This is a genomic window from Pseudomonas sp. PH1b (genome assembly GCF_000633395.1).
In the GTDB taxonomy this organism is placed as follows: Bacteria; Pseudomonadota; Gammaproteobacteria; order Pseudomonadales; family Pseudomonadaceae; genus Aquipseudomonas.
The window spans coordinates 86795-105919 of the sequence record NZ_AYMU01000016.1 but is presented as its reverse complement, the minus strand read 5'-3'; the positions used below and the strand labels follow the sequence as shown (position 1 = coordinate 105919).

Genomic DNA, 19125 nt, shown 5'->3' with positions numbered 1-19125 from the left:
TTCAATGCTCCTTGATGCTTGGCCAACGCTCGGCGAACTCGGCCACGGTCGCCGCCTTGATCCGCGCCAGGTCCCGGGGATAGTCGACGCCGGGGTTTTCCTCGAAGCGCGTGGCGCTGAACTGGCCGTTGCTGGCTCGCAGGATGTAGCCGCTGTCATGGCAGAGCTCGCTGAGCAGAAACAGCACCCCCGGGGTGACCCATTCCGGCTTGAGTTCCTGGGGCGCCTCGGTCACGCCCCACATGCGGGTCTTGGCCACCGGCGACACCGCGTTCACCAGAATCCCGTGCTCAGCGCCCTCCTTGCCCAGGGCATTCATCAGGCCGACCTGGGCCATCTTGCCCGCGGCATAGGCCAGCAACCCCGGTTGGGCATGGCACAGGTACAGGGCCCGGTCCGAGGTGGTCAGCAGCACCCGGGGCGCCGGCGAGCGCTTGAGGTGCGGCCAGGCCTGCTTGCACAGCCACACCGGCGCGTAGAGGTTGATGTCGAGCATGCTCTGGATAAACCCGGCATCGCTCTGCTCAAGCGACTGGTAGCCGACCCAGCCGGCGTTGTGAATCAGCATGTCGACGCCGCCAAATGACTCCAGCGCCAGCGCCACCAGGGCCTGGCAGCCGGCCTCCTCGGCCAGGCTAGCGCTATGGCCGACCACCCGGGCACCCTCGGCGCGCAAGGTGCGGACAGCCGCCTCGACCACCCCGGGATCGGCACCGCCTCCCTGGTGGTCGGTGCCCAGGTCACTGATCACGACCTGGGCGCCACATGCGGCCAGGGCCCTGGCGTAACTCAGGCCCAGGCCCCGTGCGGCGCCAGTGATGATGGCGGTTCTACCGTTGAAATTCATGCTGGACCCTCCGTTTGCACAAGAGAGTAACAACAGGAAAGTCATTGGCTTAATACTAAATAGAGGCCGCTGTGAGCGCTTTTTAATATCAGTCACACACCGGTGAAACCTTGCACCCAAAGGTTTAGAGTCCATTGCTCCCGAGCACGCCACCCCGCCAGCCTCGGCCCTAACTGACAAGGACCCCCGCCATGGTCGAGACGCGCCTGCTGCGCCAGTTCATCGTCGTCGCTGAAGAGCTGCACTTTCACCGGGCCGCTGCGCGGCTGCACATGGCCCAGCCGCCGTTGAGCCAGGCCATCAGCCGGCTGGAGGCAAGGCTCGGTTTCGGCCTGTTCGACCGCAACCGCCGCGGGGTCGCGCTGACTGCGGCCGGCACGGCCTTCCTGGCGACCGCCCGAGGCACCCTGGAGCACCTGGCGCAAGGCATCGAGCAGGCGCGCAACGTCAGCCTGGGCATGGCCGGCACGCTGACGGTCAGCTCGATTTCCATCGCCTGCTACCCGACGCTGCTGGACGCCCTGCGGCGGTTTCGTGAAGAGCGGCCCAAGGTCCGCCTGCAGCTGCGGGAACTGCCGTCTGCCAGCCAGGCCCAGGCCCTGCTCAGCGGTGAAGTGGATGTCGCCTTGATGCGCCACCTGCCACTGCCGGAACCGACCATCGTTTCCCGGCGCATCCTCGCCGAGCCGATCGTCCTGGCCCTGCCCGTCGAACATCCCGGGGCCCAGGCAGGTGCGGTGGACCTGAAGGATTTTGCCACCCAGGACTTCGTCTTTACCCCCAGGGACCTGGGCAGCGGTTATCACGACCAGTTGCTGGCCCTGTGTGCCGATGCCGGTTTCATCCCGCGGGTGGTCCAGCAAGCGGCGCAGATCCACACCCTGGTCAGCCTGGTGGCCTGCGGCTTCGGCGTAGCCCTGGTGCCTGAATCCATGGCCCGCTCGGTGCGGCAGGACAAGGTGGCGTTTCGTCCGCTGCGGCCCATGGCCGGCACCACCGACAGCAGCCTGGGCCTGTACCTGAACTGGCGCCAGGACAACCACTCACCGCAGTTGCAGCACCTGCTTGGCCTGCTGGCACCAGCAGCGGTGCCAGCAGGCCAAGCAGGCCAGCCCCTCCAGGGCTGAGCGCCGTAGCAGCCCGGCCCTGGCTCGCAGCGTGCCTGCAGCCCGATTTAGAAGCTGGCCTTGACCGACAGCGTGAAGTTGCGCGGTTCACCATAGAAGTTGCCGAAGTTCTCGGTGCCGATGGTGGTGTAGTAGCGCTTGTCGAACAGGTTGTTGCCGTTCAGCGCCAGGGACCAGGTGTCGTCGATGCGATAGCCGATGCGGCCGTTCCAGATCGCATAACCGGCCTGGGAAATGTGTTTGCCGCTGGAGGGCGAGACCCGGTAGTTGTCGCTCTGTGCATTGACCCCGGCCCCCAGGGTGAAGCGCTCCAGCGCGCCGTCCAGGGCGTAGTCGCTCCACACCCGCAACAGATGGCGCGGCACGTAGGAGTTGAACGGCTGGCCGTCGGTGGCACTGTCGGCGTCTTCCAGGGTCTTGGTCTGGGTATAGGTGTAGCCGGCCAGCAGTTGCAGGCGCTCGACCGGCTCGCCACTGACCTCGGCTTCAAACCCCTGGGCGCGAACCTTGCCCGAGCTCATCGAGCAACTGCTGTCGGGGCAGGCCGGGTCGTCCTGGGCCTGGTCCTGCTGAATCGTGCGGAACAGGCTGAAGGCGGTGTTCAGGCGCCCGTCTAACCATTCGCCCTTGATCCCAGCTTCGTAGCTCTTGCCCACCAGCGGCTTGAGCGGCGCACCACTCAAGGTCTGATAGCTGCCCTGGGGGGTGAAGATGCTGGAATAGCTGACGTAGGCCGTCAGGTTGTCGTTGAGGTCATACAGCAGGCCGGCAAAGGGCGTGACCTCGCCGGTTTCCTTGGCCGAGGTGCGTTGCGGGGTGCGAGTGTTGAACCAGTAGGAAACCGAATCGCTTTGCGACTTGTACCAACTGACCCGGCCGCCCATCACCAGGGTCAGCGGATCGGCAAGTTTCAGGCGCAAGGTCGAGTACAGGCCCTGTTGCTGGATTCGCGTGTCCGACGGGCCGCCGCGGGTGGCGTTGGTTTCGTAGAGGCCCGCGTCCGGCTTGGGCAGGTGGTGATCGGGGTCCAGCACGTTCTGCCGCTGGGGCAAGCCGGCCACGGCGTAGAAGTCGTCCTTGATCGAGCGGCTGGCGTTGGCGCCGAAGGTCAGCTCGTGCTCCCGGCCAAAGGCCTGGAAGTGCCCGTCGACATAGGCATCGAAGCCGTAGTCCACCTGGTCGTAGTCGTAGATGCTGCCCAGCATCAGGGTGCTGGAACGGCTGGCCCCCACCGGCACCGAACCGCTGGGGAAGGCGTACTCGATGTCCTGGGTATTGCGGGTGTAGACCCCGGCCACCTTCAGCGCCCAGTCGTCGTTGAGTTGCTGGCGCAGGTCGGCGAAATAGGTCGCGCGCTTGCTGCGCGAGTTGTTCCAGGCGGTGTTCAGGCAGGTGGAACGGCCCAGCTTGAGATCGCTGCCGTCGCTGTAGCGCGGCAGGCCGCCCCAGCACGGGCGCGAGTCGACGTCTTCATAGGCCATGCCCAGGCCCAGGGTGGTGGCGTCGCTGAGGTCGAAATCCAGGGCGCCGTAGTAGACCTGGTCCTTGCGCTCGCCCAGGTCGTAGAAGTACTGCCGGGTCTGCTGGGTCACCACCGCCCGGCCGCGGACGGTACCGGCATCGTTCAACGGCCCGCCGGTGTCCACCTGGGCCCGGTAGTTGTCCCAGCTGCCGGCGGACATCGACAGCTCGGTGTGCGGCGTGGCCTGGCCGCGCTTGCGCACGAAGTTCACCGAGCCTGCGGTACCGCCCGCGCCCTTGAGCATGCCGGCGGCGCCACGCAGGATCTCCACCCGGTCATAGAAGGCCATGTCGCTGCTGAAGCTGTCGGCCTGTACGTAGCTGCTACCCATGTCCAGGGGCACGCCGTCGTACTGGTACTGGCCGGTCATGCGAAAGCCCCGGGAGTAGAAATACTTGCCGCCCATGGGCGAGTCGTAAAGGGTGATACCCGGGGTTTTCTCCATCACCTGGTCAATGGTGTTGAGGTTCTGATCATCGAGCATCTTGCGGGTGATCACGGTCACCGACTGCGGGGTTTCCTTGAGCGAGTGCTGGCCCTTGCCGATGGTGACAGCGCCGGTGGTGTAGGAACCAGAATACTCGGTGGTGGCCCCCAGCTCCTGGCCCTGCACCTGGGTGGTGCCCAGCTCCAAAGCGCCGCTGCCCTGGGGCACGGGGCGCAGCACGAAGCTGCCGTTGCTCTGCGGCTCGGCCTGCCAGCCGCTGCCGGCGAGAATCCGCGCAAAGCCTTCCTGTACCCCGTATTCACCCTTGAGCCCCGCCGAACGCAGGCCGGCGGTCTGCCGGGCATCGAAGGAAATTGCCGCGCCGGCAGCGCTGGCGTAACGGCTGAGCACCTCGGTCAGGTCACCGGCGGCAATATCGAAGCGGCGCACCGCGGTCTGTTCGCTGGCCGCCACTGCGGTCAACGGCAGCAGTGCCGCACCGTAGACCGCCAGTGCGCCCCAAAGCCCGACCTTGATCGCCTGGGCCAACTTCGACTTGTGAACATCAGACATGCTTTGCCTTCCCCGCTAACGAAAATGAATCCACTGGGGGATAAGCCGGACCAGGAGGGGCAAACATGCAAAGACCATTGATTTTTTTCGCCCCGCGGATTCAACTCACGCGGCTATCGGAAACCCGTACCCAGTAGCGGGTGTAGCGCTTGATCTGCAGGGAGAAACCGCTTTCCAGCGCCGCCAGGGCGCGGTCGGTGTCATCGATGGGGAAGGCCCCGGAAATCTTCAGCCCGGCAATCTGCGGATCGCACTGTACAACCCCGTGGCGGTAGCGCGACAGGTCGGCCAGCAATTCCCCCAGGGGCCGGTCGATGGCGATGATGCTGCCCTGGCGCCAGGCACCCACAGCGGCATCGTTGGGCCGCAGCGCGGCAAAGCCCCCGGCGCTGAACGCCAGTTGCTGGCCGGCCTCGACCCGACGCGGCGCAAGGCCTGCGCCCAGGCTGACCTGCACCGCGTGCTCCAGCACCGCCACCTGCTCCTCACGCTCATCGCTGCGCAGCACGAAGCGAGTGCCCAGGGCCAGCACCTCGGCGTCCCGGGTGAAAACCCGGAACGGTCGCTGCAAGGAATCGGCAGCGGTGCTGACCAGCATCTCGCCCCACAACAGCTGCACCTTGCGTTGCTGGCTGTCGAACTGCACGTTGATCGAGGTGTTGGTATTGAGCAGTAGCGAAGTGCCGTCCGCCAGGCGCACTTGCCGGCGCTCGCCGATCCGGGTCCGGTAGTCTGCCAGCAGTTGCTGGGCGCTGTCGCTGCGCCAGCCCAGCCAGCCCAGGGAACCGGCCGAGGCCAGCACCACCAGGTTGCGCATCAGCTCGCGGCGCGAGCGCCCTGCCCCGCGCAAGGTGGAACCGGCCAGGCCGCCGGGCAGCGCCGACATCTGCTCGCCCAGTTGCTGCATGCGCTCCCACGCCTGGCGGTGCAAAGGGTCGGCGGCCAGCCATTCGCGCCAGGCTGCCTGCTCCTGCTCGCTGGCGCTGCCGGAGCGCAATTGCGCGTACCAACGGGCCGCGCCGCTGATGGCCTGGCGCTCGCCGACGCTCAGTTGCAGGCCGGCGAAACTCATGACAGCTGCATCCGCATCTGCATCAGGCAGCAATGCTCCATGGCCTTGGCCATGTAGTTGCTCACGCTGCGCACGGAAATCTGCAGGCGTTCGGCGATCTGCTCGTAGGTCAGGCCGTCGCACTGGGACAGCAGGAAAGCCTGTTTCACCTTGGGCCCCAGGCCATCCAGCAACCGGTCGATTTCCATCAGCGCCTGGAACAGCACGCTCTGCTCCTCCGGCGACGGGTGCTCGCCCTCGGGCACCAGGGCCAGGGCTTCGAGGTAGGCCTGTTCCAGAGAACGGCGGCGAAACAGATCGATCAGCAGGCCCCGGGCAATGCGCGACAGGTAGGGCCGCGGCTCACGGATCTCCACTGCGTTGCGCGCCTTGAGCACCCGCACGAAGGTGTCCTGGGCCAGGTCAGCGGCATCGAAGGCATTGCCCAGGCGCTGGCGCAACCAGCCCTGCAACCAGCCATGGTGATGGGTGTAGAGGTCGGTGACGGCACAGCGCAGGGATAAGTCGTCGGCGGGCATGACAGTAAGGATTCATATTTGATAATGAATCGCATTGTCATGTAGAGGCGGAAGTCTTGGCAATAGCCACGAACGCCGGACGACGTTCGTGGCGGTACTGCGGGGCCTAATCAGATCCCGGCCAGGGCCAGGTCCATGGCGAAGTAGGTGAAGATCAGGTCGGCGCCGGCACGCTTGATCGACCCCAGGCTCTCGCGCACCACCCGCTGCTCGTCGATGGCCCCGGCCTGGGCGCCGAACTTGATCATCGCGTACTCGCCGCTGACCTGGTACGCCGCCACCGGCAGGCGCGAAGCCTCGCGGATGTCGCGGATGATGTCCAGGTAGGCCCCGGCAGGCTTGACCATCAGCGAGTCGGCGCCTTCCTGCTCGTCCAGCAGAGACTCGCGCACCGCTTCGCGGCGGTTCATCGGGTTCATCTGGTAGCTCTTGCGGTCGCCCTTGAGCGCACTGCCGCCGGCTTCACGGAACGGACCGTAGAGCGCCGAGGCGAACTTGGTGGAATAGGCCATGATCGGCGTCTGGGTGAACCCGGCGGCGTCCAGCGCGCGGCGGATGGCCTGGACCTGGCCGTCCATGGCCGCCGACGGCGCGATCACATCGGCGCCAGCGCGAGCCGCGGCGACCGCCTGCTTGCCGAGGTTGGCCAGGGTCTGATCGTTGTCCACCTCATGGCCGTGCATCACCCCGCAATGGCCGTGGTCGGTGTACTCGCAGAAGCAGGTGTCGGACATCACGATCATTTCCGGCACAGCGTCCTTGGCAATGCGCGACATCCGCGAGACCAGGCCGTTTTCCTTCCAGGTATCGCTACCGTCGCAGTCCAGGTGGTGGGACACACCGAAGGTCATCACCGACTTGATTCCGGCGCGGGCGTAGCGCTCGATCTCCCCGGCCAGCTTCGACTCGGGAATGCGCATCACCCCGGGCATGCTCTTGATCGGCACGAAGTCGTCGATCTCTTCCTCGACGAAAATCGGCAGCACCAGGTCGTTGAGGGTGAACTCGGTTTCCTGGAACAGGCTGCGCAATTGTTCGGAGCGACGCAGGCGACGAGGACGGGCTTCTGGGAACTGGCTGGACATGATTTTTCCTAAGGCTGAGCGCGGGCGAACACGAGCTATGTCGAAAAAAGGCCCAAAGCTTATGCCCCCGGCCGCCGCGGTACAAACCCGTGCGCCTCAAGAGAGCCTTGCCAAAGCCGTAACAATCGCCACAAAGCCCCGTATTTGCGTGGTTCCAGGCGTTCGGCGAGGCGCACCTGCGACCATCTGACGCAACAGGAGCAGAGGAACAGCGGCAAGCGGCAAGCGGCCCCTGCCCCCTTCTATTCCGGTTCGCTGCCCTGGAGGTTGAGGGTGTAGTTCTTCAGGGGTGTTTTGAAGTAGGCCATGCCTTGGTCGTCGACCGGGCCCCTGAGCACGATTTGCTTGATCGTGTCGACAATTTCATCGGCGTCGTTTGCAGCTTGAATGGTCGCCTCGATGCATTCGCCAGACGGGTAGCCCAGGGTTCGAACGATCAGGTTGAGGTCGACGTAATGGTCTGCCTCGCCCCCCACGACAGGCTCATCGTCCGGGCCCTGGGTCCAATATATTTCAACGACTTTGCCCGGCGACGGCGTGCGCGGCAGGTTGCACGTGGCCTGTATGGCAATCGCCTTCGCGCCGGGGGTGTGCGCCGGGTTCGCAGAGGCTGCGGATTCGCTGCCCGGTTGCTTTCCAGGCAAGGCCGCGGCATGGGGCTGTTGCTTGACAGGCGCGGTGTCTGCAAAACAGAGCAGTGGAACGAAGACCAAGCAGCCCAGCAGGCCTGTCAGCAGCATGCCGGGCTTCACTCTTTCGCGCCCAGGCGACAGCACTTGCGGCGCCTGTTTGCCTACGGGCCAGAGTGACCGGACCAAGGCCAGCAGCCCCTTGCGGGACACCACCCCAGCCCCACCGACCAGGCGTGGTGCCTGCTTGCGCTGGCCGGCGTCTTCGCCGGCACCAAGGCCCAGCAGGATCATGGCTGGCCCGGCACAGTGGGCGAGGATGGGTGGCTGCCTCCTTGAGCCTTAGCCGGGAGATGTCCCAAGCGTCCTTCGATGCACGTCAGCGCCGTGCCGCCGATCCAGACTTCGTCGCCAATCCGCGCCACTTCGATACGCCCCGCACGCCCCATGCTCAGGCCCTGGCTGACGCTGTAGCGGTCCGGGGCCAGGCCGGCGCCCAGCAACCATTGGGCGATGCCGGCATTCAGGCTGCCGGTGGCGGGGTCTTCGGGCATGCCATCACCGGCAATAAAGGCCCGCACTTCGAACTGGGCGTCGGTGGCGTCACGCTGCGGGTCACAGGGAGCGATCACCCCCACCGCCAGGCCGGTGAGTTGTGGGTAGTCGGGTTGCAGGTCGAGTACCTGCTGGCGCTCACCGAGCATCACCGCCAGCCAGCCGGCGCCGTTGTCGACCCACTGGGCAGCGACTATGGCCCCCTGGGCCAGCCCCAGGCCCAGGCGTACCTGCTCCAGCAACTCGGCGTCTACCGGGCCGGCGCGCAGCAGTGGCGGCGCCAGAAACGCCAGTTGATCCCCCTGGCGGCGGATCCGCACCAGGCCCACTTCGCATTCCTGGATGATCTCCTCGCCCCGGGGCACCCCGCCGGATTCCAGCCAGGCATGGCAACTGCCCAGGGTCGGGTGGCCGGCGAAGGGCAGCTCCTGGAGGGTGGTGAAGATCCGCAGGCGGTAGTCGGCACGGGGGTCCCGGGGGTTGAGAATGAAGGTGGTTTCGCTGAGGTTGGTCCAGTTGGCGAAGGTTGCCATCTGCGGGTCATCGAGCGCGTCGGCGCCGAACACCACGGCCACGGGGTTGCCCTTGAAAGGCTGGGAACTGAAGACGTCGACCTGTTTGAAATCAAGGGAGCTCATGCGCGGTCCTGTGCAGGGTGGCGGGTGGAGGGGGAGTTTACTGTGGCTGGGGGGCGGATGCGGGGGCAGAGGCCTTCACTTACTTGCCCCCCGAAGTGACTCGCGGTAAGAGCGCAACCATAAGCTGCCCTGACCGCCAATACAAAACATGTAGCGCCCGCCGCCGCCAAGGCAGAATCGCCAGAAACGGCTACCGCAGCAGCGGGCATGCCCTCGATCAAACAGCCTTGGGAATCTCCAACCCCCTCACCACCGCCGGCCGCGCCAAAAACTTCGCCAGCACCCGCTGCACATCGGGAAACCCGTCAATCCCCACCAACTCCCCCGCCTCATAAAACCCGATCAGGTTGCGAATCCACGGGAAGGTGGCGATATCGGCGATGGTGTAACGCTCGCCCATGATCCACTCACGCCCTTGCAGATGCTTGTCCAGCACCCCCAGCAGACGCTTGGACTCCGCCACATAGCGATCACGCGGGCGCTTGTCCTCGTAATCCTTGCCGGCAAACTTGTTGAAGAACCCCAGTTGCCCGAACATCGGCCCGATGCCGCCCATCTGGAACATCAGCCACTGAATGGTTTCATAGCGCGCGGCAGATTCCTGGGCCAGCAACTGCCCGCTCTTGTCCGCCAGGTAGATCAGGATCGCCCCCGACTCGAACAACGCCAGAGGCTGATCCCCCGGCCCATGGGGATCGAGGATCGCCGGAATCTTGTTGTTCGGGCTTACCGAGAGAAACTCCGGGGTCATCTGGTCCTGGGTCTCGAAACTCACCCGGTGCGCCTCGTAAGGCAGGCCAATCTCTTCGAGCATGATCGAGACCTTGACCCCGTTGGGGGTCGGCAACGAATACAGCTGGATCCACTCTGGGTAATTCGCGGGCCATTTCTGGGTAACGGCAAAAGCGGACAGGTCGGTCATGACGGGCTTCCAGTGACAGGCAAAGGGGAACTGCGCAACACGCAGGCAACGGCTGGGGATTATCCGCCCGGGATTCTTAAATCGGCAACATGCAGCGGTTAACCTGCCGGTCAATCGAACCAAACGCCATTCAGGGACTCAGAAAGCACAGCCTGCCCACAGGCTCAATGACAGGGAACGCCGGTTTGTCAGCCGCCACTCATTGCCTCGAAGAATGACACGCCCATGCCCCTGCCCTATCGCCTTGCCCATCGCCTCAAGCAGCGCTCCTACCTGCTGCTGCCGGCCCTGCTGCTGGCCAGCGCCCTGTGCCTGTCTTTGGAGTCCAGCGTCAGTCGTGCACAACCGGCGGACGGCACCCAGACCCTGGTGTTCCTGCGCCACGCCGAAAAACCCGCCGGCGGTCTCGGCCAGCTCAATTGCCAGGGCCTGAACCGGGCCATCGACCTGGCTTCACTGCTGCCGGAGAAGTTCGGCAAGGCCCAGTACGTGTTCGCCGCCGACCCGACACGCAATGTCGAGGAAGGCGAACTGGACAACTCCTACAGCTACATCCGCCCGTTGATGACCATCAGCCCCAGCGCCATCAAGCTCGGCCTGCCGGTGAACATCGACTTCGCCGCCAACGACACCAGCGACCTGGCCGACGAATTGCTGCATGACCGTTATCACAACGCGATCATCTACACCGCCTGGTCCCACGGCTATTTGCCAGAGTTGATCAACAAGGTCGCCGAACAGGCCGTTGGCGAAAAACGCCCGATCACCGAAGACTGGGCCTCCAACGACTACGACTCGCTGTATGTGCTGACCCTGACCTGGCACAACGGCAAGGCCCGCCTCCACAGCCAGAGCTACAAGCAAGGCCTGGACAACGGCGAGCAGAGTTGCCCGAGCTGATCAGCCCAGGGCATCGAGCAGGCGGTACCAGGCAATGCCGGCGCCCAGGTACAAACGTTGCAAGCCGTGCAGCGGGATTGGCCGCAGCGGCGTGACCGGGAACGGGAAGCCCTGCCCGGCCTCTACCAGGCGCATCGCCAAGTGCTTGCCCAGCAGGGTCGACAAGGCAATCCCACGACCGTTGTAGCCCAGCAGGATCGACAGCCCGGGCGCAGGCTCGTGCAACTGCGGCAGAAAGCTCGGGGTCAGGGCCACGCGCCCACTCCAGCGGTACTCGATAGGGATGCCTGCAAGCTGCGGAAACAGGTTCAGCAACGAGCGCTCCAGGTGGTTCCAGTCGGCATCCCGACGCGGCTCGGAAAACGGCCCGCGCCCACCCAGCAGCAAGCGCCCCTGGGCATCCTGCTTGAAGTACAGCAATAGGCGCCGGGCATCGGAGCACACCTCGCCGCCCGGCAAAATGCTCTGGCGCAGCTCGGCAGGCAGCGGCCGGGTGGCGATGATAAAACTGTTGGCGGCGATCACCGTCTGGCGCAGCCCCGGCCACAGGTCGTCGGTGTAGCCATTGGTCGCCAGCAGCACCTTCGAGGCTCGCACCCGGGCGCCGCGCTCGGTCTCCAGGGTCCATCGCCCGCCATCGCGCTGCAGTTGCCGGACCCGGCTCTGGCCGTGAATGCTCACCCCCAGCCCCATTGCCACCCGGGCCAGGCCCCGGGCGTAATTCAAGGGGTGCAGGCTGCCGGCCCGCGGGTCGACCCAGCCGCCCAGGTACTGTGGGCTGCCGATGCGTTGGCTCACCGCAGCTTTGTCCAACAACTCCACGGCCACGCCGCGCTGGCGCCACTGCTCGGCGCGCTGCTCCAGGGTGTGCATCGCGGCGCCGGAAAACGCCGGCTGGATCCAGCCCTTGCGGGTGGCGTCGCAGCGAATGCCGTGCTCCTTGATCAGCTCGAACACTTCATCGGCCGCCGAACCTACCGCCTCGATCAGCGCGTCGCCCTGCACCGGGCCGAACTTGGCCAGCAACTGCTCGGGGTCGAACTTGAGCCCGGGGATCACCTGCCCGCCGTTGCGCCCGGAGGCGCCCCAGCCGGGCTCGCCGGCATCCAGCAGGCAGACCCTGGCACCGCTCTGGGCCAGGCGCAGGGCGCTCACCAGCCCGGTGTAGCCGGCACCGACAATCGCCACATCGACCTCCCGGTCCTCGACCAGCGCCGGGGTGTGCTCGGCCGGCATGGCCGTGGCCGCCCACAGCGAGGGCGGCATTGCCAAGGTGCGGGGGGCGTTCATGCCTGCACCTCCGCACCCTGGTTGAGCAGGCGTCGCAGGAAATCCTGAGTGCGCGGATGGCTCGGGGTGCTGAGCACAGTCCGGGCCGGGCCGGCCTCGACGATGCGCCCGCTGTGGAGGAAGCACACCTGATCCGCCACATCCTGGGCAAAGCCCATTTCATGGGTGACCACGATCATGGTCATGCCCTCGTCGGCCAGCTTGCGCATCACTGCCAGCACCTCCCCCACCAGTTCCGGGTCCAGGGCCGAGGTCGGTTCGTCGAACAGGATCGCTTCCGGGTCCATGGCCAGGGCCCGGGCAATCGCCACCCGCTGTTGCTGGCCGCCGGACAGTTCATCCGGATAAGCGTGCATGCGATGGCCCAAGCCGACTTTTTCCAGCAGTGCCTCGGCGCGCAGCCGGGCCTGCTTGGGGTCCTGCTTCTTGACGTAGATCGGCCCCTCGGTGACGTTCTGTAAAGCGGTGCGATGGGGGAACAGGTTGAAGCGCTGGAACACCATGGCCACCCGGGTGCGCAATTCATGGATGCTCTTGGCATGGCGATCGACCCGCGCGCCACTGACCAGGATGTCGCCTCGTTCATAGCTTTCCAAACCGTTGATGCAGCGCAGCAGGGTCGACTTGCCGGACCCCGAGGGACCGATCAGGCACACCACTTCACCGCTCTGCACCTGCAGGTCGATGCCTTCGAGCACCGCCACGCTGCCAAAGCTCTTATGTACGCCCTTGATCTGGATCATGGCTTTCTCCGGGTGCTGATGCGCGCTTCCAGGCGGCGCAGGGCAAAGGACAGCGGCAGGCTCAAGGCCAGGTAGAGCAAGGCCACCAGGGTGTAGACGGTCATGTTCTCGAAGGTCGAGGAGGCGATCAGCTGCCCGGCCCGGGTCATCTCGGCCACGGTGATGGTGGACACCAGAGACGAGTCCTTGAGCATCATCACCAGGGTGTTGCCGTAGGGCGGCAGGGCAATGCGCATGGCCTGGGGCAAGACCACCCGGCGCATGATCATGGCGCCGCGCATGCCGATGGATTCGGCGGCCTCGATCTGCCCCTGATGAATGGCCTGGATACCGGCACGGAAGTTTTCCGCCTGGTACGCCGAGTAGGCGATACCAAGGCCGATCACCCCGGCCTGCATGGCCGACAGCTGGATGCCGAAATCCGGCAGCACGAAGTAGATGTAGAACAGCTGGACGATGATCGGCAGTCCGCGAATGACGTTGACCACGCCAATGGCGAACAGGGAGATCGTCCGTACCTTGGAGACCATCATCAAGGCGAACAGCAGGCCGATCAGCGAACTGAGCACGAAGGACCCTACCGTGACCTGCAGGGTGACCACCGCCCCTTTCAATAGAATGGGCAGGAAGTCCAGAGCGTTCTGGAGAAACATAGGAAGACCCGTGGAATCAGGAATGGACAGAACAGGCCCGGCCGCACGGCCGGACCACTGCGCAACGTTGATGCAGGCCCAAGGGCCGGATCAGTCGAGCTTCCAGTGCTTGACAATGCGTTGCAGGGTGCCGTCGGCCTTGATCGCGGCGATCCCGCGATTGACCTCGGCAAGGGTCTGGGCATCGCCCTTGCGCACGATCAGGCAGACGTCGCCCATGACCACCGGCTGGTAGCCCTTGACCAGGCGCACCTTGTTCTGAGTGCCCTGGGCCAGTTGATAGGCGAGGATCGGGCGGTCGGCGAAACCGGCCTTGATCCGCCCCAGGGCCAGGTCGCGCATCAGGTCGGGAATCGAGTCGTAGCCACGCACTTCCTTGAAGATCCCGCGCTTGTTCAATTCGTCGATGAACACCGTGCCCACCTGGGCGCCGACAGTTTGCCCGGCCAGGTCCTGCATGCTCTTGTAGTCAGTGGCGTCGTCGGCCTTGACGATCAGCCCCTCGCCGTAGCTGAACACCGGGTCGGAATACTGCACCACCTTCTCACGCACCGGGGTGCGCAGCATGGCGGCAGAAATGATGTCGATCTTGTTCGAGGTCAGTGACGGGATCAGCGCAGCAAAGGTGGTCTGCTGGATCTCCACGCCGAAACCGCCGGCCTTGCCCACGGCCCGGGCGGCATCGATCATCATGCCTTCGATGCTCTGGCTCTTGACGTCAAGAAAGGTGAACGGAATGCCGGTGGCGGTGGCCCCGACCTTGTACTGCGGCTCGGCCCGGGCCGAAACCGAATGACCCAGGCCAAGGGCGCAACAGAGGGCAAATACAGCGGGTGCAAGGACGCGAGTGCGGGTATGCATGGTGAATCTCCCATTGGACGGTTTTATTGTTTGAAGTCCGTGATGGATAGCCTCTGGTGTGGAAGGCAGGAGGCATGAGCTCGACTATAAACAATTTACAAAAATCGTAAAGAGATTTATAAATATCGAATATCGATATTCAAAACACAAAATAGCCTGAAAGGACTGGTCATGAGCGATAACAACAACTCCCTTTTCAACCAGTCACTGGAGAAGGGCCTGGCGGTGCTGCGGGCCTTCAACGCCGCGCAACGGACCATGAACCTGGCGGAAATTGCCGTAGCCGCCGACATCAACAAAAGCTCGGCGCAGCGCATGATCCACACCCTGGAACAGCTGGGCTACGTGCGTAAGCACCCGCAGACCAAGCGCTTCCAACTGACCCCGCGGGTGATGGAGATCGGCTACAACTACCTGGCCGCCGACACCTTGGTGGATGTGGCCAACCCGTTCCTTGCCGAACTGGCCCAGGTCACTGGAGAAACCACCAACCTCACCGAGCCTGATGGCCTGGACATGGTCTATGTGGCGCGCTTCGTGGCGCCCAAGTTCATTCCCATCCACATGCCCATCGGCAGTCGCATTCCCATGTACTGCACCGGTTCCGGGCGCGCCTACCTCAGCGCCCTGCCCGCCGCCGAGGCCCTGCAGATTCTTCAAGCCAGCGACCGCAAGGCCCACACCCGGCACACCCGCACCGACCTGGACGAGATCCTGCGCGAGATCGACGCCACCCAACGCCGCGGCTATGCCCTGAACCCGGAAGAACTGTTCCTGGGCGACATGGCGATAGCCGCGCCGATCCTCGACGGCAAGGGCCTGCCGGTGGCCGCGGTGCACGTGGTGGTGCCCAGCAGCCGCTGGACCCTGGAAGAAGCCGAACGCAAGCTCGCGCCCTCGGTGATCGAATGCGCCCGAGCCATCCGCACCTCGATACGCACGCTCTAAGCTTTAAGCGGCAAGCATGCGGTGAGGCTTGCGGCTTGCGGCTTGCAGCTTGCAGCTTGCAGCTTGCAGCTTGCAGCTTGAGACTTGCAGCTTAGGGAGGCGCCAGCGGCTACAATTCGCGCTTATTGTCTTTGTGTGGAATTCCCTTCATGTCCAACCTCACCCCCACCCGCCCGGCCCAAGGCTGGGCGCTCTGGTGGAAACCCTTGCTGTTCCTGCTGATCGCCGCCATCGGTCTGTACTACGTGAAGTGGTCGCCCTACTACTTCAAGGCCTTTGCCGCCGCCGACAGCCACAGCATCGGCGCGTCGATCCTCAACGATCAGCAAAGCTCGCCCTGGAGCGCGGCCCTGGCCTATTCCCAGGTGTATTTCCTGGCGATCTGGAAAGCCGCGGTGCTGGCGGTGATCCTCGGCTCCCTGCTGCAGGTGCTGATCCCCCGGGACTGGCTGCTGCGGCTGTTCGGCCGGGCCGGCTTCGGCTCGACCCTGCGCGGCGGGCTGTTCGCCCTGCCGGGCATGATGTGCTCCTGCTGCGCCGCGCCGGTGGCCGCCGGCATGCGCCGGCAGAATGTCTCGGTGGGCGCGGCCCTGGCCTTCTGGATCGCCAACCCGGTGCTCAACCCGGCGACCCTGGTGTTCATGGGCTTTGTCCTCGGCTGGGGCTTTTCCGCCCTGCGCCTGGTGGCGGGCATTGTCCTGGTGCTCGGCGTGTCGCTGATCGCGCAGCGCATCGCCGGCCCGGAAACACTCCCGGAAGCCGCGGTGGACGCCGTGGTCGAAGCCAGCAGCGTCGACCAGCAGCCATTCCTCACCCGCTGGGGCAAGACCCTGTGGCAACTGTTCTGGAGCACCATCCCGATCTACATCCTCGCCGTGCTGCTGTTGGGCGCGGCCCGGGTCTGGCTGTTCCCGCACATCGACGGCGCCATGGGCAACAGCCTGCTGTGGCTAGTGCCGCTGGCAATTGCCGGGACCCTGTTCGTGATCCCCACGGCAGCGGAAATCCCCATCGTCCAGACCATGATGACCCTCGGCCTGGGCACCGGTCCGGCGGTGGCGCTGCTGATGACCCTGCCGAGCGTCAGCCTGCCGTCGCTGCTGATGCTGCGTAAGGATTTCGATGCCCGAGTGCTGGTGACCGTGGCCGTGCTGACCATGCTGGTGGGGATTGTCTGCGGCTTGATCGGCGCGGCGTTGTTGTAGGGCTGGAAGGCCCTTTCGCTGGCAAGCCAGCTCCTACGGTTGGTGGAGAGCTGCCCTGTAGGAGCCGGCTTGCCGGCGAAGGCAATCTCGCGAGCAAGCCAGTTCCCGCGGCCGGTGGGGAGCTGCCCTGTAGGAGCCGGCTTGCCGGCGAAGGCAATCTCGCGGGCAAGCCAGCTCCTGCGGTCGGTGGAGAGCTGCCCTGTAGGAGCCGGCTTGCCGGCGAAGGCAATCTAGCGGGCAAGCCAGTTCCTGCGGTCGGTGGGGAGCTGCCCTGTAGGAGCCGGCTTGCCGGCGAAGGCGATCTAGCGGGCAAGCCAGCTCCTACGGTCTGTAGGGAGCTGCTCTGTAGGAGCCGGCTTGCCGGCGAAGGCAATCTCGCGGGCAAGCCAGCTCCTGCGGTCGGTGCGGAGCTGCCCACGCAGGAACCGGTTTACCAGCGAACGGGTCAGCGCGGTGAACGCTGACGCAGGTAATCGAGCACTGCGGCATGGTCGCCGCTGAACTCGATCCGCGCGCCCTTGCTCTCGCGCTGGAAGGCGTACATCGGGTCGTAGTATTCACCCAGCAAGCCTTCGATCCAGGCCCGGTGCCGTTCCACGTCGCCGCTGCGGGCCTGTTCCGCCAACGCCGCTTCCATCAGCAGGAACAGCCGCTGGTGACGCTCGCCACCGAGGCGCTTGTGGATCTTGTTCAAACTCTCCAGCAGGCGTTCGGCAAACAGGGCGAAACCCGACTCGCCATGCAGCGCGACAAACTCGGCGCTGAGGTTCACCACGTAGTCGTCGAGGATGCGCTGCACCCGGCTGTCGAGGCGGTCTTCCAGCCAGACCATGGGCAACCCCTGCATGCTCTGGTACAGCGGCAGCGGCAAGGCGCAGCTGCCGATCATGCGGTTCTCGTCTTCAAGGACGAAACTCTGCACGCCGCGATCACGTTTTTTCAGCAGGTCCACTGCCAAGCGGTTTTCGAAGTCGATGTTGCTCGGCTGCCCGGTGGCGCGGCGGCCAAAACTGGAGCCGCGATGGTTGGCGTGGCCTTCCAGGTCCAGGGCGTTGTCCAGTTGCCCCAGCACCTCGGTCTTGCCGGTGCCGGTCATGCCCCCCAGCAGCACCAAATCGCACTGTTGCAAGGCCTGCTCGGTGGTCTCCAGGAGGAAGGTACGCATGGCCTTGTAGCCACCGCCGACCCGCGGGTAGTCGATGCCCGCCTCCTTGAGCCACTGCTGGACGATCTGCGAGCGCAGGCCGCCGCGAAAGCAGTACAGCAGGCCATCGGGATGGGCCTTGGCAAAATCCGCCCAGGCTTGCACCCGTTGGGCCTTGATCGCCCCGGACACCAGTTGGTGGCCAAGCACAATGGCCGCCTGCTGGCCCTGCTGCTTGTAGCAGGTGCCGACCCGCTGGCGTTCCTGGTCGGTCATCAGCGGCAGGTTGAGCACCCCGGGAAAGGCGCCCTTGGTGAATTCGATCGGCGCCCGGGTGTCCATCATCGGCCGGTCGTTGAGGAAAATAGCGCGGTAGTCGGTGCAGTCCAAAGGCATCAGAACACCTCGACCGCGTGACTCTGTCGCTCCACCAGCTCGCCGATCGGCGCCAGTTCCAGGCCCAGTTCCGCCGCCAGGGCGAGGAACTCGGCATTGCCTTGCGGGGTCACCGCCACCAGCAGGCCGCCGCTGGTTTGCGGGTCGCAGAGCACGCGCTTGTGCAGTTCCTGCAGGCGGCCGATCTTGTCCGCGTAGCTGCTGTAGTTGCGCAACGTGCCGCCAGGCACGCAGCCCTGGTCCAGGTAGTACTCGACTCCCGGCAGGCGCGGCACGCGGTCGTAGTGAATCTGCGCGGTGAGGCCGCTGCCATCGGCCATTTCCACCAGGTGCCCGAGCAGGCCGAAACCGGTGACGTCGGTCATCGCGGTCACCCCTTCGAGCTTGCCGAAACGGCTGCCGGGCTTGTTCAGGGTGCACATCCAGTCACGGGCCAGGCCGATGTCGGCGCTGCGCAGCTTGCCCTTTTTCTCGGCAGTGGTGAGCACGCCGATCCCCAAGGGCTTGGTCAGGTACAGCAGGCAGCCGGCGGTCGCGGTGTCGTTGCGCTTCATGAAGCGTTTTTCCACCAGCCCGGTGACCGCCAGGCCGAAGATCGGCTCCGGCGCGTCGATGGAGTGGCCGCCCGCCAGGGGAATGCCCGCCGCGTCGCACACGGCACGACCGCCGCGGATCACTTCCCGGGCGACTTCCGGGGCCAGCACGTTCACCGGCCAGCCGAGAATGGCGATGGCCATCAGCGGGTCGCCGCCCATGGCGTAGATGTCGCTGATGGCGTTGGTGGCGGCGATGCGGCCGAAGTCGAACGGGTCGTCGACGATGGGCATGAAGAAGTCGGTGGTGGAAACCACGCCGCGTTCTTCGTCGATGGCATAGACCGCCGCGTCATCGCGCGAAGCGTTGCCGACCCAGAGCTTGGGGTCGAGGTTCTGTGCCCCGCTGCCGGCCAGGATCACCTCCAGTACCTGGGGTGAAATCTTGCAGCCACAGCCCGCGCCGTGGCTGTACTGGGTCAGGCGGATCGGCTCGCTCATGGGGCACCTCGTCAAGTCTGGGATCGGGATTCTAGC

General features: G+C 65.2%; 18 protein-coding genes. 4 read left to right on the top strand and 14 right to left on the bottom strand.

What is annotated here, in order from left to right; all coding sequences use genetic code 11:
- Position 1 precedes the first annotated feature (1 nt).
- Positions 2-847 (bottom strand): SDR family NAD(P)-dependent oxidoreductase, encoded by an 846-nt coding sequence (locus tag U873_RS0124245; protein ID WP_025130714.1) that lies wholly within the window; start codon positions 845-847, stop codon positions 2-4.
- Positions 848-1038: 191 nt separating this feature from the next.
- Between U873_RS0124245 and U873_RS0124240 the strand changes: the two genes are divergently transcribed.
- Positions 1039-1974 carry a LysR substrate-binding domain-containing protein gene (locus U873_RS0124240; RefSeq protein ID WP_025130713.1) on the top strand — a complete coding sequence of 312 codons (936 nt, stop codon included), beginning with the start codon at positions 1039-1041 and terminating at the stop codon, positions 1972-1974.
- Between the two features lie 47 nt (positions 1975-2021).
- Here U873_RS0124240 and U873_RS0124235 read toward each other — a convergent pair whose 3' ends face one another.
- From U873_RS0124235 to U873_RS0124205, 7 genes are all read right to left on the bottom strand, one after another.
- Complete coding sequence (locus tag U873_RS0124235) at positions 2022-4496, bottom strand: TonB-dependent siderophore receptor (protein WP_025130712.1); 2475 nt, start codon at positions 4494-4496, stop codon at positions 2022-2024.
- Between the two features lie 100 nt (positions 4497-4596).
- Positions 4597-5568: a FecR family protein gene (locus U873_RS0124230; protein ID WP_029978616.1), complete on the bottom strand. Its 972-nt coding sequence runs from the start codon at positions 5566-5568 to the stop codon at positions 4597-4599.
- On the bottom strand, positions 5565-6086 hold the full coding sequence (locus U873_RS0124225; RefSeq protein WP_015635079.1) for a sigma-70 family RNA polymerase sigma factor: 522 nt from the start codon (positions 6084-6086) through the stop codon (positions 5565-5567). The genes U873_RS0124230 and U873_RS0124225 overlap by 4 nt, the downstream gene beginning before the upstream one ends.
- Positions 6087-6196: 110 nt before the next feature.
- Entirely contained in the window at positions 6197-7171 is a 975-nt protein-coding gene (hemB, locus tag U873_RS0124220) for a porphobilinogen synthase (protein WP_025130710.1), read from the bottom strand.
- Positions 7172-7413: 242 nt separating this feature from the next.
- On the bottom strand, positions 7414-8094 hold the full coding sequence (locus U873_RS0124215; protein ID WP_025130709.1) for a hypothetical protein: 681 nt from the start codon (positions 8092-8094) through the stop codon (positions 7414-7416).
- Positions 8091-8993, bottom strand: coding sequence for a PhzF family phenazine biosynthesis protein (locus tag U873_RS0124210; RefSeq protein WP_025130708.1), 903 nt, complete (start codon positions 8991-8993; stop codon positions 8091-8093). Before U873_RS0124210 ends, U873_RS0124215 begins: the two co-directional genes overlap by 4 nt.
- A 217-nt stretch (positions 8994-9210) precedes the next feature.
- Positions 9211-9915, bottom strand: coding sequence for a glutathione S-transferase N-terminal domain-containing protein (locus U873_RS0124205; RefSeq protein WP_025130707.1), 705 nt, complete (start codon positions 9913-9915; stop codon positions 9211-9213).
- A 225-nt stretch (positions 9916-10140) separates the two neighbouring features.
- Between U873_RS0124205 and U873_RS0124200 the strand changes: the two genes are divergently transcribed.
- Positions 10141-10815: a hypothetical protein gene (locus U873_RS0124200; RefSeq protein ID WP_025130706.1), complete on the top strand. Its 675-nt coding sequence runs from the start codon at positions 10141-10143 to the stop codon at positions 10813-10815.
- Here the strand turns inward: U873_RS0124200 and U873_RS0124195 are convergent, their stop codons facing one another.
- From U873_RS0124195 to U873_RS0124180, 4 genes are all read right to left on the bottom strand, one after another.
- Positions 10816-12105, bottom strand: coding sequence for an FAD-binding oxidoreductase (locus U873_RS0124195; RefSeq protein WP_025130705.1), 1290 nt, complete (start codon positions 12103-12105; stop codon positions 10816-10818). It abuts the gene before it with no gap.
- Positions 12102-12848: an amino acid ABC transporter ATP-binding protein gene (locus U873_RS0124190; protein ID WP_025130704.1), complete on the bottom strand. Its 747-nt coding sequence runs from the start codon at positions 12846-12848 to the stop codon at positions 12102-12104. Before U873_RS0124190 ends, U873_RS0124195 begins: the two co-directional genes overlap by 4 nt.
- Positions 12845-13501 (bottom strand): amino acid ABC transporter permease, encoded by a 657-nt coding sequence (locus U873_RS0124185; RefSeq protein ID WP_025130703.1) that lies wholly within the window; start codon positions 13499-13501, stop codon positions 12845-12847. Before U873_RS0124185 ends, U873_RS0124190 begins: the two co-directional genes overlap by 4 nt.
- 90 nt (positions 13502-13591) lie before the next feature.
- Complete coding sequence (locus U873_RS0124180; protein ID WP_025130702.1) at positions 13592-14362, bottom strand: ABC transporter substrate-binding protein; 771 nt, start codon at positions 14360-14362, stop codon at positions 13592-13594.
- 171 nt (positions 14363-14533) lie between these two features.
- On the opposite strand from U873_RS0124180, the gene U873_RS0124175 reads away from it, so the two are divergent.
- Both U873_RS0124175 and U873_RS0124170 read left to right on the top strand, forming a co-directional pair.
- On the top strand, positions 14534-15310 hold the full coding sequence (locus U873_RS0124175; protein ID WP_025130701.1) for an IclR family transcriptional regulator: 777 nt from the start codon (positions 14534-14536) through the stop codon (positions 15308-15310).
- A gap of 149 nt (positions 15311-15459) precedes the next feature.
- Entirely contained in the window at positions 15460-16515 is a 1056-nt protein-coding gene (locus U873_RS0124170) for a permease (protein WP_025130700.1), read from the top strand.
- Positions 16516-16960: 445 nt separating this feature from the next.
- Here U873_RS0124170 and mnmH read toward each other — a convergent pair whose 3' ends face one another.
- Together mnmH and selD are read right to left on the bottom strand one after the other, a co-directional pair.
- Positions 16961-18055 carry a tRNA 2-selenouridine(34) synthase MnmH gene (gene mnmH / locus U873_RS0124165; protein WP_025130699.1) on the bottom strand — a complete coding sequence of 365 codons (1095 nt, stop codon included), beginning with the start codon at positions 18053-18055 and terminating at the stop codon, positions 16961-16963.
- Positions 18055-19089, bottom strand: coding sequence for a selenide, water dikinase SelD (gene selD / locus U873_RS0124160; protein WP_025130698.1), 1035 nt, complete (start codon positions 19087-19089; stop codon positions 18055-18057). Before selD ends, mnmH begins: the two co-directional genes overlap by 1 nt.
- Positions 19090-19125 lie beyond the last annotated feature (36 nt).